Source organism: Pseudarthrobacter sulfonivorans (assembly GCF_001484605.1).
Classification (GTDB): Bacteria; Actinomycetota; Actinomycetes; order Actinomycetales; family Micrococcaceae; genus Arthrobacter; species Arthrobacter sulfonivorans_A.
Genome location: NZ_CP013747.1, coordinates 770,070 through 791,340, shown reverse-complemented (window position 1 = coordinate 791,340; position 21,271 = coordinate 770,070). Strand labels below are relative to the sequence as shown.

At 65.2% G+C, this 21,271-nt stretch carries 20 protein-coding genes; 13 read left to right on the top strand and 7 right to left on the bottom strand.

From position 1 onward, the window contains the following. Nucleotides 1-7: 7 nt before the first annotated feature. The 5 genes from tsf to AU252_RS03495 all read left to right on the top strand — a co-directional run bounded on the left by tsf (nt 8) and on the right by AU252_RS03495 (nt 4,000). Entirely contained in the window at nt 8-844 is an 837-nt protein-coding gene (tsf, locus tag AU252_RS03515; protein WP_058929534.1) for a translation elongation factor Ts, read from the top strand. Nucleotides 845-971: 127 nt separating this feature from the next. Further along, complete coding sequence (pyrH, locus tag AU252_RS03510) at nt 972-1,709, top strand: UMP kinase (protein ID WP_056348271.1); 738 nt, start codon at nt 972-974, stop codon at nt 1,707-1,709. A 125-nt stretch (nt 1,710-1,834) separates the two neighbouring features. Further along, nucleotides 1,835-2,392, top strand: coding sequence for a ribosome recycling factor (gene frr, locus AU252_RS03505; protein WP_056348274.1), 558 nt, complete (start codon nt 1,835-1,837; stop codon nt 2,390-2,392). Next, nucleotides 2,392-3,315: a phosphatidate cytidylyltransferase gene (locus AU252_RS03500; protein WP_058929533.1), complete on the top strand. Its 924-nt coding sequence runs from the start codon at nt 2,392-2,394 to the stop codon at nt 3,313-3,315. Before frr ends, AU252_RS03500 begins: the two co-directional genes overlap by 1 nt. Nucleotides 3,316-3,415: 100 nt before the next feature. Continuing rightward, complete coding sequence (locus AU252_RS03495; RefSeq protein ID WP_056348278.1) at nt 3,416-4,000, top strand: DivIVA domain-containing protein; 585 nt, start codon at nt 3,416-3,418, stop codon at nt 3,998-4,000. Nucleotides 4,001-4,024: 24 nt separating this feature from the next. Here the strand turns inward: AU252_RS03495 and AU252_RS03490 are convergent, their stop codons facing one another. Genes AU252_RS03490 through AU252_RS03475 form a run of 4 tightly spaced genes read right to left on the bottom strand, consistent with a single transcriptional unit; the run spans nt 4,025 to nt 7,805 of the window. After that, nucleotides 4,025-5,491 (bottom strand): cation acetate symporter, encoded by a 1,467-nt coding sequence (locus AU252_RS03490; protein ID WP_058929532.1) that lies wholly within the window; start codon nt 5,489-5,491, stop codon nt 4,025-4,027. A gap of 7 nt (nt 5,492-5,498) precedes the next feature. Then, nucleotides 5,499-5,849 carry a hypothetical protein gene (locus tag AU252_RS03485; protein WP_058929531.1) on the bottom strand — a complete coding sequence of 117 codons (351 nt, stop codon included), beginning with the start codon at nt 5,847-5,849 and terminating at the stop codon, nt 5,499-5,501. Next, entirely contained in the window at nt 5,846-6,568 is a 723-nt protein-coding gene (locus AU252_RS03480; RefSeq protein ID WP_058929530.1) for a LytR/AlgR family response regulator transcription factor, read from the bottom strand. Before AU252_RS03480 ends, AU252_RS03485 begins: the two co-directional genes overlap by 4 nt. A 46-nt stretch (nt 6,569-6,614) precedes the next feature. After that, complete coding sequence (locus AU252_RS03475; RefSeq protein WP_058932722.1) at nt 6,615-7,805, bottom strand: sensor histidine kinase; 1,191 nt, start codon at nt 7,803-7,805, stop codon at nt 6,615-6,617. A 178-nt stretch (nt 7,806-7,983) separates the two neighbouring features. Here AU252_RS03475 and AU252_RS03470 point away from each other — a divergent pair, with 178 nt between their 5' ends. Both AU252_RS03470 and AU252_RS03465 read left to right on the top strand, forming a co-directional pair. Further along, a complete protein-coding gene (locus tag AU252_RS03470; protein ID WP_058929529.1) occupies nt 7,984-8,364 on the top strand; it encodes a DUF485 domain-containing protein in 381 nt (126 codons plus the stop codon). Continuing rightward, a complete protein-coding gene (locus tag AU252_RS03465) occupies nt 8,361-9,977 on the top strand; it encodes a solute symporter family protein (protein ID WP_058929528.1) in 1,617 nt (538 codons plus the stop codon). Before AU252_RS03470 ends, AU252_RS03465 begins: the two co-directional genes overlap by 4 nt. A gap of 110 nt (nt 9,978-10,087) precedes the next feature. Here AU252_RS03465 and AU252_RS03460 read toward each other — a convergent pair whose 3' ends face one another. Next, nucleotides 10,088-10,726 (bottom strand): collagen-like triple helix repeat-containing protein, encoded by a 639-nt coding sequence (locus tag AU252_RS03460; RefSeq protein ID WP_058929527.1) that lies wholly within the window; start codon nt 10,724-10,726, stop codon nt 10,088-10,090. A gap of 139 nt (nt 10,727-10,865) precedes the next feature. Then, entirely contained in the window at nt 10,866-11,339 is a 474-nt protein-coding gene (locus AU252_RS03455; protein ID WP_058929526.1) for an Lrp/AsnC family transcriptional regulator, read from the bottom strand. A gap of 195 nt (nt 11,340-11,534) precedes the next feature. Here AU252_RS03455 and pdhA point away from each other — a divergent pair, with 195 nt between their 5' ends. Genes pdhA through AU252_RS03440 form a run of 3 tightly spaced genes read left to right on the top strand, consistent with a single transcriptional unit; the run spans nt 11,535 to nt 15,078 of the window. Further along, entirely contained in the window at nt 11,535-12,644 is a 1,110-nt protein-coding gene (gene pdhA / locus AU252_RS03450; protein ID WP_205630629.1) for a pyruvate dehydrogenase (acetyl-transferring) E1 component subunit alpha, read from the top strand. Beyond that, on the top strand, nt 12,644-13,654 hold the full coding sequence (locus AU252_RS03445) for an alpha-ketoacid dehydrogenase subunit beta (RefSeq protein ID WP_058929524.1): 1,011 nt from the start codon (nt 12,644-12,646) through the stop codon (nt 13,652-13,654). The genes pdhA and AU252_RS03445 overlap by 1 nt, the downstream gene beginning before the upstream one ends. A gap of 8 nt (nt 13,655-13,662) precedes the next feature. Continuing rightward, the gene (locus AU252_RS03440) at nt 13,663-15,078 is read left to right on the top strand and encodes a dihydrolipoamide acetyltransferase family protein (RefSeq protein ID WP_240484311.1); all 1,416 of its coding nucleotides are present in this window, start codon (nt 13,663-13,665) and stop codon (nt 15,076-15,078) included. A gap of 226 nt (nt 15,079-15,304) precedes the next feature. Here the strand turns inward: AU252_RS03440 and AU252_RS03435 are convergent, their stop codons facing one another. Then, nucleotides 15,305-15,925, bottom strand: coding sequence for an SACE_7040 family transcriptional regulator (locus AU252_RS03435; RefSeq protein ID WP_058932721.1), 621 nt, complete (start codon nt 15,923-15,925; stop codon nt 15,305-15,307). Nucleotides 15,926-16,224: 299 nt separating this feature from the next. Here AU252_RS03435 and AU252_RS03430 point away from each other — a divergent pair, with 299 nt between their 5' ends. Genes AU252_RS03430 through AU252_RS03420 form a run of 3 tightly spaced genes read left to right on the top strand, consistent with a single transcriptional unit; the run spans nt 16,225 to nt 21,228 of the window. Further along, nucleotides 16,225-17,832 (top strand): carboxyl transferase domain-containing protein, encoded by a 1,608-nt coding sequence (locus tag AU252_RS03430; RefSeq protein ID WP_058929522.1) that lies wholly within the window; start codon nt 16,225-16,227, stop codon nt 17,830-17,832. 7 nt (nt 17,833-17,839) lie between these two features. Beyond that, on the top strand, nt 17,840-20,062 hold the full coding sequence (locus AU252_RS03425) for an acetyl/propionyl/methylcrotonyl-CoA carboxylase subunit alpha (protein ID WP_058929521.1): 2,223 nt from the start codon (nt 17,840-17,842) through the stop codon (nt 20,060-20,062). A gap of 2 nt (nt 20,063-20,064) precedes the next feature. Then, nucleotides 20,065-21,228 (top strand): acyl-CoA dehydrogenase family protein, encoded by a 1,164-nt coding sequence (locus tag AU252_RS03420; RefSeq protein WP_058929520.1) that lies wholly within the window; start codon nt 20,065-20,067, stop codon nt 21,226-21,228. Nucleotides 21,229-21,271 lie beyond the last annotated feature (43 nt).

Sequence of the window (21,271 nt, the reverse complement as noted above, 5' to 3'; positions counted from 1 at the left end):
GGTTCACATGGCGAACTACACTGCCGCTGATATCAAGGCTCTGCGCGAGCGCACCGGCGCCGGCATGATGGATGTCAAGAAGGCTCTTGACGAAGCCAACGGTGACGCCGAAAAGGCCATCGAGATCATCCGCATCAAGGGCCTCAAGGGCGCTACCAAGCGCGAAGGCCGCTCCACCGCTGAAGGCCTGGTGGCCGCAAAGGTCAGCAACGGCGTCGGCGTGATGATCGAGGTCAACTGCGAGACCGACTTCGTCGCCAAGGCTGACAAGTTCATCCAGCTGGCCGACAAGGTCCTGGCCGTGGCTGTGGAGTCCGGCGCTGCCGACCTCGACACCCTCCTGGCCATCGAAGTCGACGGCAAGCCGCTGTCCGAGGTTGTCGTCGAAGAAGGCGCAATCCTCGGCGAAAAGGTTGTTGTCCGCAAGCTGTCCCGCATTGAGGGCGGCACTGTTGACGCTTACCTGCACAAGACGTCCAAGGATCTCCCGGCCCAGGTCGGCGTCCTGTTCGCTGTTGACGGTGAAGGCGAAGCCGCTGCCACCGCCGCACACGACGTTGCAGTGCACATCGCAGCGATGTCCCCGAACTACCTGACCCGCGAAGACGTTCCGTCCGACCTGGTCGAGTCCGAGCGTCGCATTGCCGAAGAGACCGCCAAGGCTGAAGGCAAGCCGGAGGCTGCAATGTCCAAGATTGTGGAAGGCCGCGTTACGGGCTTCTACAAGGGTGAGGTCCTGGTTGACCAGGCTTTCGCCAAGGACGCCAAGAAGTCTGTGGCGCAGGTCCTCGAAGAGGCCGGCGTCAAGGGCACGTCCTTCGCACGTTTCCGCGTCGGCTCCTAGTCGAATCCGCAAAGGGGTGGCCACTTCGGTGGCCGCCCCTTTTGCATGCACCGGCTAAACGTCCGATGAGACCTTTGGCCACCCGGCACGATAACCTTTTTCAGAGTTCACCAACGGGAAGGCACCCATGGAAGCCGTCAATTCTTCAAGCCAGCCAGAGAAAAGCAGGCGCCGCGTCCTCCTGAAGTTGTCGGGCGAGGTCTTCGGCGGCGGCAAGCTGGGCGTTGATCCCGACACCGTGCGCGACGTCGCCAAGCAGATCGCCGCAGCGGTCCCGGAAGTTGAAGTTGCCATCGTCGTCGGCGGCGGCAACTTCTTCCGCGGCGCGGAACTGTCCCAGAGCGGCATGGACCGCTCGCGCGCCGACTACATGGGCATGCTCGGCACGGTCATGAACTGCCTGGCACTGCAGGACTTCCTGGAGCAGGCCGGCGTTGAAACCCGCGTCCAGAGCGCCATCACCATGGGGCAAGTCGCCGAGGCGTACATTCCCCGCCGGGCCATCCGCCACATGGAAAAGGGCCGCGTGGTCATCTTCGGCGCCGGAGCCGGCCTGCCGTACTTCTCCACGGACACAGTGGCCGCCCAGCGCGCCCTGGAGGTCCACGCGGACGTCGTCCTGATGGCCAAGAGCGGCGTGGACGCCGTCTACACCGCGGATCCCAAGAAGGACCCCACTGCCGAGAAGCTGGACACGCTGAGCTACGACGACGCCCTGCGCCGCGACATCAGGGTCATGGACCAGACCGCAATGACCATGTGCAAGGACAACAACCTGTCCATGGTGGTTTTCGGGATGGAAGGCGAAGGGAACGTCACCCGCGCCATCCTGGGCGAAAAGCTCGGTACCCTGGTGACCCCGTAGCTGCAGCTAGGATGATCTGAGCACGGTTCCATGCCCGCAACCGGGCAACAATGGAACCAGGAACCATGAACCAAGATTGTGCAGGGAACCGGTACCCGGACTGCACTGATTTCTGAGGAGAGACAGTGATCGAAGAAACCTTGCTCGAAGCCGAAGAGAAGATGGACAAGGCGGTAGAGGTAGCCAAGGAAGACTTCGCCTCGATCCGCACCGGACGGGCAAACCCGGGCCTTTACAACAAGGTCCTGGTGGACTACTACGGTTCGCCCACCCCGCTGCAGCAGCTTGCCTCCTTCGCCATTCCGGACGCGCGCACCATCCTCATCACGCCGTTCGATAAGACCGCACTGCGCGACATCGAGCGGGCCCTGAGTGATTCCGAGGTGGGCGCCAACCCCTCCAACGACGGCAACGTCATCAGGATCACCATCCCGGACCTGACCCAGGAACGCCGCAAGGAATACGTCAAGATCGTCAAGACCAAGGGCGAGGACGCGAAGATCTCCATCCGCAACATCCGGCGCAAGGCCAAGGAAACGCTGGACAAGCTCGTCAAAGACGGCGAAGCCGGCGAGGACGAAGGCAGCCGCGCCGAAAAGGAACTGGATGGCCTGACCAAATCGCACGTGGACGGCATCGACGAGCTGCTCAAGCGCAAGGAAGCAGAGCTGCTCGAAGTCTGATGAGCCAGGCAGAGCAGGCCCCCACCCAAAGGGCGCGCACCAGGGGGAAACAGTTGCGGAGCAATCCGACGCCCAAGGCCGGCCGGAATCTTCCGGCAGCCATTGTGGTGGGCCTGGCCATGCTGATCGGCGTGCTGGGCGGCCTGGTTTTCCTTCCACTCGGATTCGTGGCTGTTACCACCGGGTTCGCGGTCTTCGGAGTCTGGGAAATCTTCCGTGCCCTGGAGGCGAACGGGACCAGGATGCCCATCGTCCCGGTCATGGTGGGTACAGTCGCCATGCCGTTCGCCGCCTATCTCGGCGGTCTTGAGAGCCTGCTTTTCGCCATGCTCCTGAGCTGCGTGGCCGTCCTCCTCTGGCGTTCAGTGGAGAACCCCGCCGGATCAGCGAACAGCATCTTTGCCGGCGTGTTCACGCTGGGCTGGGTCCCGTTCTTCATCAGTTTCGCCACGTTGCCGCTGCACGCCGTCGGCGTCGCCACCCCGATGGGTCTCTGGCCTGGCGGAACCGTGCCGCCCGGGGCCTGGCAGGTGGCCGTGATGCTGCTGCTGGTGGTCTCGAACGACACGTTCGGCTACCTCGTGGGCGCATCGCTGGGCAAACACCCCATGGCCCCGAAGATCAGCCCCAAGAAATCATGGGAAGGCTTCGCCGGCTCCATTGCCGGGGCCATGCTGATCGGCGTCCTTGCCAGCATTTTCCTGCTGGGCAAACCCTGGTGGGTGGGTGTGATCCTCGCCGTCGGCGTCGTTGCAGCGTCCACCGCAGGAGACCTGGCCGAGTCGATGGTCAAGCGTGAACTCGGGGTCAAGGACATGAGCAGCATCCTGCCCGGACATGGGGGCGTTATGGACCGCCTGGACTCCATCGTCTTCGCATGTCCCGTTGCATTTGTGCTGTTCGCACTGGTTGCGGGCGTCTGACGCGACCCTCCCGGACCATCTCCGCCGGACCGCCGGCAGTGCCAATAGACTGGTGCGTAACCTCGTAACCTGACCCAGCTGAAGCAACAAAGGAACAACAGTGGCATTGGACTTTCAACGGAAAATCCCCGCGTCGTTTGAGCGCGTGCGGGGCAACGAATTCGGGTACAACGCCAAACAGGTGGACCAGTTCCTCCAGCGGGCCAGGGTGGCACTCGAGACGCCGAAGGCCGCCATCCACGCCGTCACCAGCGCCGATGTCCGGAGCGTCTCCTTTGACCCGGTCAAGGGAGGCTACGCTGCCGCCGTCGTCGACGCAGCGCTGGACCGGCTCGAAGACGCCTTCGCCCGCCGCGAACGGGACGAACTGATCGCCGCCAAGGGCGAGGATGCCTGGCTGCGGGAGATCGGCAGCCTCTCCGGGATCCTCCGGGGCCGCCTCCACCGGCCTGATGGTGAGCGCTTCCGGCGCCCGTCAAAAAAGAAGGCCCGGAGTTACAACATCCTGGACGTGGACAATCTTTGCTACGACCTGATCGGCTACCTCGAAGAGGACAAGCCGCTCAGCGTGGACAATGTCCGCCGGGTGGTCTTCCGTCCCGCCGTGGGCAAGGACGGTTACGAAGAGACCCAGGTTGATGCCTTCCTGGACCGCGTGGTTGAACTCATGGCGGCCATCGACTGACTGCCCGTTAGCTGATCACGGGACTCAGCGTTCGGTCACCAACGGCCGTTCGGGAGTGTGCAGCCGGGTCATGACGCGGCTCATGGTCCGCGGAATCCGGTGTTTTGTCCCCCGGGAGACGAGCACCATCACGGCGAAGGCGGCGGGAACCGTCCACGCCGCCGGCTGGGCCAGCCAGAAGGGCGTGCCGGAAGCGCCCAGGACCGTTCCCCACACCATGGCGCCGCCGCAGAGGACGCCGCCGGTCACCATTCCGGCAATGGCACCGGCATCGGTGAGTCCCCGCCACCAGATGCCCAGCAGGAGCACCGGGCACACAGTGGAGGCGGTAAACGCGAACACCAGGCCCACACTGCCGGCCAGAGCCAGGGAATCAGTCATCACGGCAAATCCCAGCGGGACCACAGCGGAGACGACGGCGGCGAGCCGGAATCCCCGCACGCTGCCGCCCAGGACGTCCTGGCTGATCACGCCAGCCAGCGAGACCACCAGGCCGGAGGTGGTGGACAGGAACGCGGCGAAGGCCCCGGCCACCACCAACGCTGAGAGCAGGTCGCCCGCGGTTCCACCGATCAGCTGCCCCGGCAGCAGGAGAACCACCGCGTCCGCCTGCCCTGACCGGGCGAGTTCGGGCGCGAACATCCGCCCCACCAGCCCGTAGGCGGTGGGAAACAGGTAAAAAACGGAGAGCAGCCCGAGCACGATCAGCGTGGTCCGCCGTGCCGAGTGTCCGTCCGGATTCGTGTAGAAGCGGACCAGGACATGGGGGAGCCCCAGCGTGCCGAACAGCAGCGCCACCAGCAGCGAGATGTTCTGGTACGGCCCGGCCGGGGCCAGCCCGGTGGGATTCACGACGGCGGGGGCCACGGCGGCACTCCCGTCACCGGCGAGCGTGAACACGATGAACAGGACGGGCACGGCAAGGGCGGTGAGCTTCAGCCAGAACTGGAAGGCCTGCACAAAGGTAATCGAGCGCATGCCGCCGGCCACAACGGTCAGGCACACCACAACCACCACGGCCACGGAGCCTACCCAGGCCGGCAGCCCGGTGCTGATCCGGATGGTTAAGGCCGCGCCGTGGAGCTGAGGCACAATATACAGCCAGCCCACCACAACCACCACCACGCTGGTCACACGGCGGACTGCGCGCGAATCCAGCCTCGCCTCGGTGAAGTCCGGGATCGTGTAGGCGCCGGACCGGCGCAGCGGTGCGGCAACAAAGAGCAGCAGCATCAGGTAGCCGGCGGTGTAGCCCACGGGAAACCACAGGGCGTCCGTACCGGACAGCAGGATCAGCCCGGCCACGCCCAGGAAACTCGCTGCCGAGAGGTACTCCCCGCCGATGGCCGAGGCGTTCCACCATGGCCTGACGGTCCGGGAAGCCACATAGAAATCGCCGGTGGTCCGGGAAATCCGCAGACCGTAGAACCCGATGGCGGCCGTTGCCAGCGAAACAACAACAAGCGCCACCACACCAACCGCGGGATTCATAGGGCCATCACTCGTCCCCGGCGAGGTCCCGGTAGCGGGCCTCGTTCCGTGTGGCGGTCCGGATATACAACCAGGCGCTGAGGCCGATGACGGGGTAGATGCCTGCACCGAGCAGGATCCAGTCGAACGGGATCCCCGCGATCCGGGTCTCGGCGAGTCCCGGTAGGGCTGCCAGCAGCAACGGGAACGCAGACAGGATCAGCATAAAGCCGATGGCCACCACCAGGGCCAGCCGCAGCTGGGAACGGATCAGGGAGCGAACGAAGACCTGCCCCACCTCGGATTCCTCCGCCGCCTCGCGCGACTCCCGGGCCGGCCGGGGTGCCGAGCGCGGAGCGGTGACACGGACGCGGGTCATGCCTGCGGCCGGATGCGGGTGGCTTCCAGCTTTTCCCTGACCGTGGGAAGGTGGCGGCGGCTGATGGGCAGGCCGGCACCGGCCACCGAGACGCTGGGTTTGTCGGCCGTCAGCTTCATGGACTGCACATGCTTCAGCGCCACGAGGTAGGACCGGTGCGTCCGGATAAACCCGGCCTCGGCCCACTGCTGCTCCAGGTCTGCCAGCGGAACCCGGATGAGATAGCTGGCATCCGCGGTGTGCAGCCGGGCGTAGTCGCCCTGCGCCTGGACGTACGTGACGTCGTCGCGCCTGATCATCCTGGTGGTGCCGCCCTGGTCAACGGTGATCATCTCGGGGGCGGGCCCGCCGCCGTCACGCAGTAGCTCGCTGATCCGTCCCACCGTCCGGGACAGCCGCTCGGCCCGGACGGGCTTAAGGAGGTAGTCCACGGCGGCAAGCTCGAACGCCTCCAGGGCGCAGTCCTCGTCCGCGGTGACAAACACCACCACCGGCGGTTTGCTGCTGCGCGCGATGGCGCGGGCAACATCAAGGCCGGACACGGCGGGCATGTGAATATCCAGGAAGACGGCGTCAACCGTTGCGGTGTTCAGGGCCCGCAATGCTTCTGTGCCCGAAATGGCCCGGTGGATGACCCCGATCCGGTCATCCTTGCCAAGGAGATAGGCCAACTCCTCCACGGCGGGTAGCTCGTCGTCGGCGACGAGGACATTAATCATGGTCCTACATTAGCCGCCGGAGGCGGCTGGGATCAGGCCGCCAGGTTCAGGCGTCGTGGCCGGGCTGGGACTTGGGCACGCGCATGGTGATCAGCGTTCCCTCGCCCGGGGCTGTCTCGATCACCAGGCCGTGCTGGTCCCCGTAAACCTGTCGGAGCCGGGCGTCCACGTTGCGCAGCCCCACGTGGTCGCCGTCGTGGTGCCCGGCCAGCATCGACTGGAGCTCGGCAGGGTCCATCCCCACGCCGTCGTCCTCTATGGTCACTTCCGCATAGGCGCCCGAATCATTGGCCGTGATGGTGATGTGGCCCGCCCCTTCCTTGGCCTCCAGGCCGTGCCTGACGGCGTTCTCTACCAGCGGCTGCAGGCTCAGGAACGGGATGACGGTGCTCAGGACTTCCGGCGCGATCCGCAGGCTGACCTGGACGCGGTCACCGAAACGGGCGCGCTCCAGCAGCAGGTACCGGTCGATGCAGCGCAGTTCCTCCGCCAGCGTGGTGAAGTCACCGTGGCGCCGGAACGAGTACCTCGTAAAATCAGCGAACTCCACCACCAGTTCGCGCGCCCGCTCCGGATCCGTGTTGATGAACGACGCGATCGCGTTCAGCGAGTTGTAGATGAAATGCGGACTGATCTGGGCACGCAGCGCCCGCACCTCGGCTTCCATCAGCAGCGTCCGGGACGCGTCCAGCTCAGCCAGCTCCACCTGGACGGCCACCCAGTCCGCCACTTCGCTGGTGGCACGGACCAGACCTGCGCCCGCCGCCGGGGCAAACGCCGCCACGACGCCCACCACCCGTGAGCCCGCACGGACCGGCGCGATGACGGCGGCGAAGCTTCCGGAGGCATGGCCCGTCCCCAGGTCCCGCGCCTGGAGCACCGCCGTCCGCCCGCCGATCAGGACGTCCGCAGCCAGTTCCATCAACCGGGGCTTCAGTTCCTCGGCGGCACCGTCCCAGGCCAGCACGCCGGCCGTATCGGTGATGGCCAGCGCATCACAGCCCAGCAGGTTCCTGAGCTGCCGGCTCGCCTTGGCGGCGCCCGCCGGATTGAGGCCCGTACGCAGATGCTGGCCGGCACTCGATGCAGCGTGGAGGGTGTTGTACGTGGCGCGCTCGGCGTCGGTGCCCAGCTCACGGAAGGATCGGAGCAGCTTGATGCCAACACCGACGACGACGGCGATCGCCAGGGTGATCACCGCGACGGCGGCCGCAGTCAGGAGGGGGGAGTCCGGCATGGTGCCCAGCGTAGCGGCGGGTGCCGTTAGTCGCAGCATCGTAACCGTTGAGCGACCGTTCCGGCCATGGTTCTGGAATAGACGACTACCGCAGCGCAGAGTGATTGCAGTCACATTGTCCGCATCCTGTCCGCAGGCCGGTCCGTGTGAACCAGGCAAGTCTCAATGAGGAGGAACGATGGGTAACGATGCCCACACTCCGGACGCAGCGGCGTCCGTGGACTTCGAACAGGTCCAGTCGACAGAGCGGTTCCAGAAACTGCGCAAACGTCACCGCAGCTTTGTGTTCCCCATGGCCGTGGCATTCCTGCTGTGGTACTTCGCGTATGTCCTGCTGGCTGACTACGCCGTCGAATTTATGTCCACCAAAGTGTGGGGCAACATCAACGTCGGCCTGATCCTCGGCCTGCTGCAGTTCGTCTCCACGTTCGCCATCACCGGCTGGTACGTCAGCTACTCCAACCGGAAGCTGGACCCCATCGCGGCGGAGATCCGCAACGAAATCGAAGGCCATGAGTTTGATAAGGACGGCAACATCCTGAGCGGAGTGACCAAATGATCGGGATTGCCACGGCCGTAGACGTTGCCGACCTGAAAGAAACCACGCTGCTCAACATGGGCATCTTCGGGCTGTTCGTCGCCGTCACCATGGTGATTGTGCTGCGGGCCAGCCGGAACAACAAAACCGCGGCGGACTACTACGCTGCCGGCCGCTCGTTCACCGGTTCCCAGAACGGAACGGCCATTGCCGGGGATTACCTGTCCGCCGCATCCTTCCTGGGGATCACCGGCGCCATCGCCATCAACGGCTATGACGGCTTTATGTACTCCATCGGGTTCCTGGTGGCCTGGCTGGTGGCGCTCCTGCTTGTGGCCGAACTCCTCCGGAACACCGGAAAGTTCACCATGGCCGATGTCCTTTCCTTCCGGCTCAAGCAGCGGCCGGTCCGCATCGCGGCGGCCATCTCCACCCTCGCCGTCTGCTTCTTCTACCTGCTCGCGCAGATGGCCGGAGCCGGCAGCCTCATTTCGCTGCTGCTGGGCATCAGCGACTGGGGCGGACAGGCACTGGTGATTATCGTCGTCGGCGCCCTGATGATCATGTACGTCCTGATCGGCGGGATGAAGGGCACCACCTGGGTCCAGATCATCAAGGCGATCCTGCTGATTGCCGGCGCGGCAGTCATGACCTTCTGGGTCCTGGCCATCTACGGCTTCAACGTCTCCAGCCTTCTTGGTGCGGCGGTTGATACCGCCGGCAACCCGGCTGTACTGAACCCCGGCCTGCAGTACGGCAAGACCGAGACCTCCAAGCTGGACTTTATGTCCCTGGGCCTCGCCCTGGTCCTGGGAACGGCTGCCCTGCCCCACGTCCTGATGCGCTTCTACACCGTGCCCACGGCCAAGGAAGCCCGGAAGTCCGTGGTGTGGTCCATCTGGCTGATTGGCCTCTTCTACCTGTTCACCCTGGTGCTGGGTTATGGAGCCGCTGCACTGGTTGGCGCCGAAACCATCAAGTCAGCCCCCGGCGGCGTCAACTCCGCGGCACCCCTGCTGGCCTTCCACCTGGGCGGGCCGATGCTGCTGGGCTTTATCTCCGCCGTAGCCTTCGCCACCATCCTGGCTGTGGTGGCCGGGTTGACCATCACCGCCGCAGCCTCCTTTGCCCACGACATCTACGCCAGCGTCATCTCCAAGGGCAAGGCCGACGCCGACACCGAGGTCAAGGTGGCGCGGCGCACCGTGGTGGTCATCGGGGTGATGGCCATCCTGGGCGGTATCTTCGCCAACGGCCAGAACGTGGCCTTCCTCGTGGCGCTCGCCTTTGCCGTCGCGGCGTCGGCGAACCTCCCGACCATCATCTACTCGCTGTTCTGGCGCCGGTTCACCACCCAGGGTGCGGTCTGGAGCATGTACGGCGGCCTGGGCTCGGCCATTGTCCTGATCGCCTTCTCGCCGGTGGTTTCCGGCCTGAAGACCTCCATGATCCCGGGGGCCAACTTCGCCTTCTTCCCCTTGAGTAACCCCGGCATTGTGTCCATCCCGCTGGCGTTCCTGCTCGGCTGGCTGGGTACGGTGCTGGACAAGAAGCGCGAGGACTCGGCCAAGCAGGCCGAGATGGAAGTACGCTCACTGACCGGTGTGGGTGCGGAGAAAGCCGTGGACCACTGACACGCTGAAAGCCGATCCGGCTGACTGATCGTCGCAGCGGATCTTGAACCACAGAAAAGAGTCCCCGGGCCATACGGCACGGGGACTCTTTTCTGCTCTGGTTCCCGGCGCTAGGCCTGGGGCTTGAGCTTGATGTTGATCATTTTCAGCTCGTCGGTGCCTTCGAAGCGGTAGACGAGGTCGATCTTCTTGTCGCCGTCGCAGGTGATGAGGCCGGCTACGTCGGCCGCCTTGGTGCCGTTCTCGGTGCTGGCCTTGACTTCGTTGTAGGCAGTCTTGCAGGTGCTGTCCATCTCCAGGGTCTTGATACCGGCGATGAAGTCCTCCTTGGTCAGCTGCTCATGGAGGGCGGGGTCAAGATAGTCGTCGTAGGCCTTGGAACTGTCGCCGGCAATCACCAGCTTGGTGAAGCTGTCAGCCAGGCCCCGGGCATGGTTGGTGGCTCCGTTGACAATGTTGACCAGGATGAGGACACCGACGACCGCCAGCAGCAGGACACCGCCCACAACGCCGAGGATGGTCCACAGCTTCCGGCGGCTTTGCGCCGGGGGCTCTTGTCCGGGCAGGCCGAATGGCCCCTCGGACGAGTATTGCCCGGGTGCACCGTATTGCCCCGGCGCACCGTGCTGTGGCGGGTTGCCGGGCAGCGGTGGCGCGCCATGCTCCCCGGGGTTGCCGGGCTGCCCCGTTGGTTGCGCGGGCCAGGCCGCCGGCTGGACCGGCTGGTACGGTCCCTGAGGATTGCTCACGATGGAGCCTTTCCGGCAACGCACTGGCACTGCCTTATTGTTGGGACCCGCTGAACGGCACCCATGGATTCACCTTGGAACAGCCTATAACCCAGCCCGCCGGGGCTGGGTATCGGGGCGGTAATAAGGGCTGCTGGCCCTAAGCGTCTCCGGATCCCCGCTCAAGCAGCGGCTGGATGCGGAACGGGATGAGTTCGCTCATGGCCAGTGCGGTGTCCGTCCTGTCCACTCCATCGCACGCCAGGATTTTCCCGTTGATCCGGAAGAGGTCCTCTGCGTCCAGGGCCACTACCCGGAGCAGGAGGTCAGCGGAGCCGGTGAGGCCGTAGCCTTCCAGGATTTCCGGAATGCCGGCGAGGTCATGGGCCAGCTGTCCCAGTTTCTGCTGCTGGACGTGGACGGAAATGAACGCCATGAGCGGATAGCCCAGGGATGCCGGGTTGATACGCCGTTCGAAGGACAGGAAGACGTGCTTCTTTTCCAGCTGGGCCATGCGCGCCTGCACGGTGTTCCGGGACAGCCCCAGCTTCTGGGCCAACGCCACCACGGTCCGCCGGGGGTCGCGGGCCAGTGCCGAGAGTAGCCGCGTGTCCGTGCCATCCAAAGCTTGCATAATGCGCAACGTTAGCACGGTGGGGGCACTGCAAACAGGGCACTATGCGCAATATCCGCCGCGGTGGTTGTACCCATTGAGCATTGTGAGTAGGGTCACAAATATCCGGGGCAACGGCGCCCGGGCGGCCGGCGGCGGGCGGGACCACAAGTCCCCAGGCTCCGGTCAAACGACGTGAGAAGGTTGCGTGCCATCGTGTCTACAGACAGGAACCTGATCCAGCTGGTTACCCCGGCAGGGGAGCGGATCAGCCACCCGGAGTTTGACCCCTGGGTGAAGGACATCGGGGATGAGCAGTTGTGTTCCCTCTACGAGGACCTGACGGTCATCCGGCGGATCGATGTTGAGGCCACCGCCCTCCAGCGTCAGGGCGAGCTCGGTCTTTGGCCCCCGTTGCTGGGGCAGGAGGCGGCGCAAGTCGGTTCCGGCAGGGCCCTGCGCGATGACGACTTTGTCTTCTCCAGCTACCGGGAAAACGGTGTGGCGTACTGCCGCGGCGTGGACCTGACCGACATTACGCGGGTGTGGCGTGGCACGGCCTCCTCCGGGTGGGATCCGTACTCCGTGAATATGGCCACCCCGCAGATCATCATCGGCGCGCAGACCCTGCATGCCACCGGTTACGCCATGGGCATCCAGAACGACGGCGCGGACTCGGTGGCGGTGACATACTTCGGCGACGGTGCCACCAGCGAAGGCGACGTCAACGAGGCCATGGTCTTTGCCGCCAGCTTCCAGGCACCCGTGGTCTTCTTCTGCTCGAACAACCACTGGGCAATTTCGGAGCCCGTGCGGTTGCAGTCCCACATTCAGATCGCGGACCGGGCCACCGGATTCGGCATTCCGAGCCTCCGGGTGGACGGCAATGATGTGCTGGCCGTGATGGCAGCCACGCGCGTGGCATTGGACCGTGCCCGGCACGGTGGCGGACCCACCTTCATCGAAGCGGTCACCTACCGCATGGGACCGCACACCACCGCCGACGATCCCACCCGCTACCGTGACGCCAATGAACTGGAGGACTGGGCTGCAAAGGACCCCATCCTGCGGATCAAGGCACTGCTGGAACGCAAAGGACTCCTCACGGATCAGGTCCAGCAGCACGTTCACGACAAGGCAGAGTCAGTCGCCCGCGAAATCCGTTCAGGCTGCATCGGCATGCCGGATCCGGAGCCGATGGACATCTTCAAGCACGTATACAGCGAGCCCAACTCGTGGCTGGACCGGCAGCAGGACCACTACGCCCGTTACCTGGCTTCCTTCGGCGATCCCGCGGGAGCCACCTCAGAAGAAGGTGCACGCTGATGACCCAGATGACCTTTGCCCGCGCCATCAATTCCGGCCTGCGCAAATCCCTCGAAAACGATCCAAAAGTCATCCTCATGGGCGAGGACATCGGTACCCTCGGCGGTGTTTTCCGGGTGACCGACGGCCTCCAGAAGGATTTCGGCACCCACCGTGTGGTGGACACCCCGCTGGCCGAGTCGGCCATCATGGGCACCGCCGTCGGCCTCGCCTACCGCGGTTACCGCCCGGTGGTGGAGATCCAGTTCGACGGCTTTATCTACCCTGCCTTCGACCAGATCGTGAGCCAGGTGGCAAAGCTGCACTACCGCACCCAGGGGGCCGTGAAGATGCCCATCACCATCCGCGTCCCGTTCGGAGGCGGCATCGGCTCACCCGAGCACCACTCCGAGTCGCCAGAGGCGTACTTCACGCATACATCGGGGCTTCGCGTGGTCAGCGTCTCCAACCCGCAGGATGCCCACACCGTGATCCAGCAGGCCATCCTGTCCGATGACCCGGTACTGTACTTCGAACCCAAGCGCCGCTACCACGACAAGGGTGAAGTGGATGAGGGCATCGATCCGCGCACCGCGCTGCCCATGGACTCCGCCCGCGTTGTCACCGAGGGCACGGACGTGACGCTCGTGGCCTACGGGCCGTTGGTGAAGACGGCCAAGGACGCAGCAACCGCGGCCGCCGACGAAGGCATCTCCATCGAGGTCATCGACCTGCGCTCGCTGGCACCCGTGGACTACGCCACCGTTGAAGCATCCGTCCGGAAAACGGGCAGGCTGGTGGTCACCCATGAAGCCGGCCAGTCCGGTGGCCTGGGCGCCGAAGTTGCGGCCAGCATTACCGAGCGGTGCTTCTACCACCTCGAAACCGCCCCCGTCCGTATCACCGGGTTCGATATTCCCTACCCGTACTCCAAGCTCGAAATGCACCATCTGCCCGGCCTGGACCGGATCCTCGACGGCGTGGACCGCGCCCTCGGACGCCCGAACTCCCTCAGCGGGTTGGAAGGATGAGCGCCACCATGATCAAGGAATTCAGGCTCCCGGACCTCGGCGAAGGCCTCACGGAATCAGAAATCCTCAGCTGGAAAGTGGCAGTGGGGGACACGGTGACGCTGAACCAGGTCATCGCCGAGGTGGAAACCGCAAAGGCCGTAGTGGAGCTGCCGTCACCTTTCGCGGGCGTGATCACTGCGCTCCATGAAGAGCCGGGAACAATCGTGGAGGTGGGCAAACCGATCGTCTCCTTCGAAGTAGCGGACGACGGCGGCGCCTCACCTTCAGGGGCTGCGCCCGCCGGGGCGGCCACTACTGCAGCGGGTACCGCGAAACGCGAGCCGAACCTGGTTGGGTACGGCGCCGTCGTCGAAAGCTCAGGCCGTCCCGCCCGCCGGGCCCGCACCTTCACAACCCCGGCGGTTGAGCCTGTTCGCGGCCCGGTGGTTGAGCCTGTCGAAACCGCGCTCGTCGAAACCGAGCCTGTCAGACCCGAAAACCCTGTGGTTGAGCCTGTCGAAACCGACGCCGCGGAGCGCCCACGCTCCACCCCGCCGGTCCGGAAACTGGCCAAGGACCTCGGCGTCGAGCTGGCCGCGGTCGCGGGCACCGGAGCCGGCGGCCTGATCACGCGGGAGGATGTCCAGAATTTTGTTGGCGGCGGCGAATTGTCGGCACCGGTACGCCATCTTTCCGCCGTATCCGATTCGGTTTCCCCCGCGGGACTGGCGCCACAGGGTGGGCGGGAAGTCAGGACTCCCATCAAGGGTGTCCGCAAGTTCACGGCCGCCGCGATGGTGGCAAGTGCGTTCACGGCTCCCCACGCGACGGAATTCCTCACGGTGGATGTCACGCCCACCATGGACCTGCTGGCCAAGCTGAAGACGAGCCGGGCCTTTTCCGGCTACAAGCTCACGCCGCTGACGCTGGTGGCGAAGGCTCTGCTGATCGCGCTGCGGCGGAACCCGTCGCTGAACTCGCGGTGGGAGGAAGCCAGCCAGGAGATCGTGCAGTTCAACTACGTGAACCTGGGCATCGCCGCCGCAACTCCGCGCGGGCTCACCGTGCCGAATATCAAGGACGCGGATACCCTGTCGCTGCTGGAACTCTCCGCAGCCCTGACCGGGCTGACCGAGACGGCACGGGCCGGCAAGACCGCCCCGGCAGACCTGTCCGGCGGCACTATCTCCATCACGAATATCGGGGTCTTCGGCATCGACGCGGGCACTCCCATCCTGAACCCCGGCGAGGCTGCCATCCTGGCCGTGGGGGCCGTGCGGAAAATGCCGTGGGAATTCCAGGATGAGGTGGCCCTGCGCCAGGTCATGACGCTGAGCCTGTCCTTTGACCATCGCCTGGTGGACGGGGAGCTGGGCTCGCGGTTCCTCGCCGATATTGGCGCCATCCTGGCCGAACCTGGCATGGTGCTCACGATGGTCTAACCCACGAGTTTTTGTCCAGATAATCCGGGTTTTGGGCGGTCTAACTCGGTTTATCTGGACAAAAGCTCCAGGGTCTGGGCCTTCGCAACGTCCTGCGTCATGTCGTGATTCGTAAGTGCGGCCTTGGCCCGCATTAGCGGTGCTGGGCCCAGCGCCGGTTATGCGGGCCAGGGCCGCTCCTGTTGCCGGGAGCCTCTGAGGGCCCGCTCTTGAAATCGTTTCCTGGTCAGGGGGCCGGGGGAACGTTCACCGTGAGCGCCGCAAGCGCCATGCTCTCGAGAAGAGGCCGGGCCGTTTTGGGCGCGATTTTCCGTCCGTGGTTGCGCACCGAGTGTGGCGTGGAGTTGATCAGGCCGAACGTAGCGTGCGCCCGCATCCGCAGTTCGACGGCGTCGGTGCCCGGATGCAGCAGCGCCAGGACCTCCACCCAAATCTCCACGTAGTTCCGCTGCAGTGTCCGGACCTCGGACTGGTCCTTCTGGCTGAGGTTGCTGAAATCGCGGTCCTGCACCCGGATTACGTCGGGCTTGCCAAGGGCAAACTCCACTTGGAATCCCACCAGCCTTCGGAGCGCTGCCATGGGGTCCTTGGTTTCGGAAATGACGCGCAGGCCGCCGTCGAGCAGCTCGCGGCTGACGGTGAGCAGCAGGTCTCCCAACACCGCCTGCTTGCCCTGGAAATGGCGATAGACGGCCGGGCCGCTGACACCGGCTGCGGCGCCCAGGTCTTCCAGCGATACCCGGTTGAATCCGTGCAGGGCGAAGAGTGCCGCGGCGGCGGTAAGCAGCGCCTGGCGGCGGTTCTCCTTCGCCTGGCTGCGGGGCGTTCCGGGAGCTGCGTGGGCTATCGCGGCCGCGGGTCTTCCTGGAACTGCCGGCGTCGCCGCAGCGGCCTGCGCTGCCGAAACGGGTCGTGTTGCCGAGTTCGGATGCTCAGACTGGGCCGGTGCGGACGGCTTGACCGGTCGGGTGGTGGGCACGCTTTTCCTCCTAGGAACAGCAGATTCTAGCAATGTCCTGTTGTGTTGGACATCACAGTTAATAAAGACTAACCTGAATTCCAGTTATAAAGCATTAACCGAGCTGGCTTTTACGGCTCTTGCCGGAGCCTTGGTGGCTTTCAATAGATGACGAACGGATGCAGTCGATGGAGACTCTCGCCAGCCGGCTTGATGCCGCAAGTGAAGCGTTTGCTGCAAACAACGCTGCCCAGCTCGCGCTGGCCGCCGAGCTCCGGACCAGGCTGGCTGAGGCCGCGTTGGGCGGGCCGGAGAAGTCGCGGGAGCGCCATGTGGGGCGCGGGAAGCTGCTGCCCCGGGAGCGCATTGACCGGCTGCTGGATGATGGCAGCCCGTTCCTGGAGATCGCGCCGCTGGCAGCCAACGGCATGTACAACAACGACTCGCCGGGAGCCGGGGTTATTGCCGGCATCGGCCTGGTCCACGGCCGCCAGGTGCTGGTGATCTCCAACGACGCCACTGTCAAGGGCGGCACCTACTACCCGATGACCGTGAAGAAGCACCTCCGCGCCCAGGAGATAGCGCTGGAGAACCGGCTGCCGTGCATCTATCTGGTGGATTCGGGCGGGGCGTTCCTCCCGAAGCAGGACGAAGTCTTTCCTGACAAGGAGCATTTCGGCCGGATCTTCTTCAACCAGGCGAAGATGTCTGCCGCGAAGATCCCGCAGATCGCCTCGGTGATGGGCTCCTGCACGGCAGGCGGCGCTTATGTTCCGGCGATGAGCGATGAGACGGTGATCGTGCGGAACCAGGGCACTATCTTCCTGGGCGGTCCGCCGCTGGTGAAGGCTGCCATCGGGGAGATCGTCACGGCGGAGGAACTCGGCGGCGGTGACGTGCACTCGAAAATCTCCGGCGTCACCGACCACCTGGCGGAGAACGATGAGCATGCCCTGCAGATGGTCCGGGACATCGTCTCCACGCTGCCGAGGCCGGCTGCCCCTGCCTGGGATGTGGACACCGTCGTCGAGCCCCTCGCGGATCCGGCGGAGTTGTACGGCGCCGTCCCCACGGACGTCAACGCGCAGTACGACGTCCACGAGGTCATTGCCCGGCTGGTGGACGGCAGCAGGTTCCACGAGTTCAAGAAGGAGTACGGCACCACCCTGGTCACAGGTTTTGCCAGGCTGCACGGGCACCCGGTGGGGATCGTGGCCAACAACGGCGTACTCTTCAGCGAGTCCTCGCTCAAGGGCGCGCACTTCATCGAACTCTGCGACCAGCGCGGCATTCCGCTTATTTTCCTGCAGAACATTTCCGGGTTCATGGTGGGCAGGGATTCCGAGCAGGGTGGCATTGCCAAAAACGGCGCCAAGATGGTCACCGCCGTCGCCACCGCCCGGGTGCCCAAGCTGACCGTCGTCATCGGCGGGTCCTTCGGCGCCGGCAACTACTCCATGTGCGGGCGGGCGTACTCGCCGCGCTTCCTGTGGATGTGGCCGGCAAGCCGCATCTCGGTGATGGGAGGGAACCAAGCCTCCGGCGTTCTCGCAACCGTCAAGCGTGACCAGTACGAGGCCCGTGGCGAGGAATGGTCCGCAGAGGACGAGGAAGCCTTCAAGGCCCCGATCAAACAGCAGTACGAGGACCAGGGCAGCCCGTACTATTCCACCGCCCGCCTCTGGGACGACGGCGTGATCGACCCCGCGGATACCCGCACCGTCCTGGGACTGGCGCTCGACGTCGTCTCCCGCACCCCCCTGCCGGAGACCTCCTTCGGCCTTTTCCGGATGTGAGCCAGCCATGACCGTTTCCATGCCCGCCGTTCCTTCCGCAATCCGGCAGAAGCCGCTGTTCAGCACCGTGCTCGTCGCCAACCGCGGGGAGATTGCCTGCCGCGTCATCCGCACACTGCGTGCCCTGGGCATCCGCTCCGTAGCCGTCTACAGCGACGCCGACGCCGGGGCCCGCCACGTTCGCGAGGCTGACACCGCCGTGCGGATTGGCCCTGCCGCCGCAGGAGAAAGCTACCTGAAGATCGAGGCGATCCTCCAGGCCTGCCGCGACACCGGCGCCGAGGCAGTCCACCCCGGCTACGGCTTCCTCAGCGAGAACGTCGATTTTGCCCGCGCCCTCGAAGCCGCCGGCATCACCTTCATTGGCCCCGGCGTTGAGTCCCTGAACGTCATGGGCGACAAGATCCGGTCCAAGAACCACGTGGCCGGCTACGGAGTCCCCGTAGTGCCGGGCATCGCCGAACCGGGCATGACTGACGCGCAACTCATGGAGGCCGCGCCCGCCGTCGGGTTCCCGTTGCTCATCAAACCGTCAGCGGGCGGCGGCGGCAAGGGCATGCACATCGTGGAGCGCCACGAGGACCTCGAAGCCACGCTGGCCACCGCCCGCCGCGTCGCCGCGAGCGCCTTCGGCGATGACACCCTTTTCCTCGAACGGCTCGTCCGCACGCCGCGGCACATCGAGGTCCAGGTCCTGGCGGACAACCACGGCAACGTGATCCATCTGGGGGAGCGGGAGTGCTCGCTGCAGCGCCGCCACCAAAAGGTGATTGAGGAAGCGCCGTCGCCGCTGCTGGAGTCATTGCACGACGGCGGGGCCACCCGGGCCCGGATCGGCGAGGCCGCCTGCCAGGCGGCCCGCAGCGTCCACTACAGCGGCGCGGGAACTGTGGAATTCCTGGTCTCCGACGAGGCCCCTGACGAGTTCTTCTTTATGGAGATGAATACCCGTCTCCAGGTGGAGCACCCGGTGACCGAAATGGTCACCGGCGTGGACCTGGTCGAATGGCAGGTCCGCATCGCCGCCGGTGAGGAACTGACGGTCCGCCAGGCCGACGTCGAACTCAACGGGCACGCCGCCGAAGCCCGCGTCTACGCGGAAATCCCGGAGCGGAACTTCATGCCGTCCACCGGGACCGTGCTCCTGCTGGACGAAATGCCCGATCACGGAGCCGGCATGATCCGGGTGGATTCGGCCCTGCTCGAGGGGCTCGAGATCTCCTCCAGCTACGATCCGATGATCTCCAAAGTCATCGCGTGGGGCCCGGACCGCACCGTTGCCCTGGATACCCTGGACGCGGCACTCGCCGGCTACACAGCCCTTGGCATCGATACGAATGTTGAGTACCTGAGGCTGCTGATCAACGACGACGACGTCCGCGCCGGGCATCTCGACACCGGCCTGATCGAGCGCAAGATGCCGGACTTCGCCTTCCGGCGGATTGACGACGCCGAACTGGTCGCGGCCGCCTTGTACGCCGTTGTGAGCGGGGAACAGGACATCACGGGGACGCCCCCCGGTCCATGGCAGGCCAGCAACGGCTGGCGGATCGGCGCGCCGGCGCCCCGGCGGATCAGCCTGGGAACGCCCGACGGCGGCATCGCAACAGTGAGTGTCACAGGCCGCGTGGCCGCCGGCCCGGTCCAGGTCTGTGTCGGTGACGGGCAATGGCGGACGGCCTCGCTGCGACTGCCGGGCCGCGGGAGCCTGGTCCTTACCCTGGATGGCGAACCCACGGACTACTCGCTGGCGCCGGCGGACGCGGGCCCGGTCAACCTCACCCGGGACAACCTGCCCTCAGGAGTTCCCGCGGAACTGTTCCTCGGCAACGGAGGCTGGTCCTGCCGGCTGGAGCCGCTGACGCGGGAGTCTCGGCTTGTCCGGGTTCTCGCCGCCGTCGAGCGCGAGGAAGGCACCGCGGACCCGGAGGTGCGCTCGCCCATGCCCGGCACGGTGGTATCCGTTGCGGTCAGCAACGGCGACACCGTGGAAGCCGGCCAGGTCCTTCTCTCCGTGGAAGCCATGAAGATGGAACACCAGCTCGTGGCAGAGGTGGCCGGCACGGTCCACATCAGCATCAAGGCCGGTCAGCCGGTCAAAGCAGACCAGGTGCTGGCCACCATCCACCCTTCAACCACCGATTCAGACGCAGATTCACTTCAGGATTCCAACACGGAGTCGAACAAGGATTCCAACAAGGACTCCAACAACACAGGCAAGGGAGCCTAGCCATGGCAGATTTTGAGCTCAGCGAGGAATACCAGGACCTCAGCGACACCGTCCGGGATTTCGCGGACAACGTGGTGGCGCCGGTCTCGGCCAAGCACGATGAGGAGCACAGCTTCCCGTACGAGGTGGTGTCGCAGATGGCGGACATGGGCCTGTTCGGGCTGCCGTTCCCGGAAGAGCACGGTGGGATGGGCGGGGACTACTTCGCTTTGGCACTCGCCCTCGAACAGCTTGGCCGGGTGGACCAGTCCGTGGCCATCACGCTGGAAGCAGGCGTCTCCCTCGGCGCAATGCCGGTGTACCGGTTCGGTACCGAGGCCCAGAAAGAGGAGTGGCTCCCGCTGCTGGCCTCGGGCAAGGCGCTCGCCGGCTTCGGACTCACGGAGCCGGAAGCAGGCTCTGACGCCGGCGGGACCAAAACCCACGCCCATCGTGAGAACGGCGACTGGGTGATCAACGGCAACAAGGAATTCATCACCAACTCCGGGACCGACATCACGCGCCTGGTCACGGTCACCGCGGTGACGGGTCAGAAGGAACGCAAGGATGGCAGCCTCAAGAAGCAGATTTCCACCATCCTGGTGCCCACCAATACCGCGGGTTTCAGGGCGGAGAAGGCCTACAACAAAGTGGGCTGGAACGCCTCGGACACGCACCCGCTAACGCTCAAGGACGTCCGGGTGCCGGAAGCGAACCTGCTCGGTGCGGAGGGGCGGGGTTACGCGAATTTCCTTTCCATCCTGGACGAGGGCCGGATCGCCATCGCGGCTTTGGCGACGGGGGCGGCGCAGGGCTGTGTTGACCTGTCGGTGAAGTACGCCAAGGAACGCAGCGCGTTTGGTCATCACATCGGCAAGTACCAGGCCATCTCGTTCAAGATCGCCCGCATGCAGGCCCGGGCCCATACGGCCCGCCTGGCGTACTACGACGCCGCGTCGAGGATGCTGGCGGGGAAGCCGTTCAAGACGCAGGCGGCCATCGCTAAGATGGTCGCAGGCGAGGCGGCCATGGACAACGCGCGGGATGCCACCCAGGTATTCGGCGGCTATGGCTTCATCAACGAATTCACCGTGGCACGCCACTACCGCGACTCCAAGATCCTTGAAGTCGGTGAGGGCACCACGGAAGTCCAGCTGATGCTCATCGCCCGCGAACTCGGACTGTAACCAGCCCGCTGGTCGGGAATGCCACGCGGTGGTCGAGCCTGTC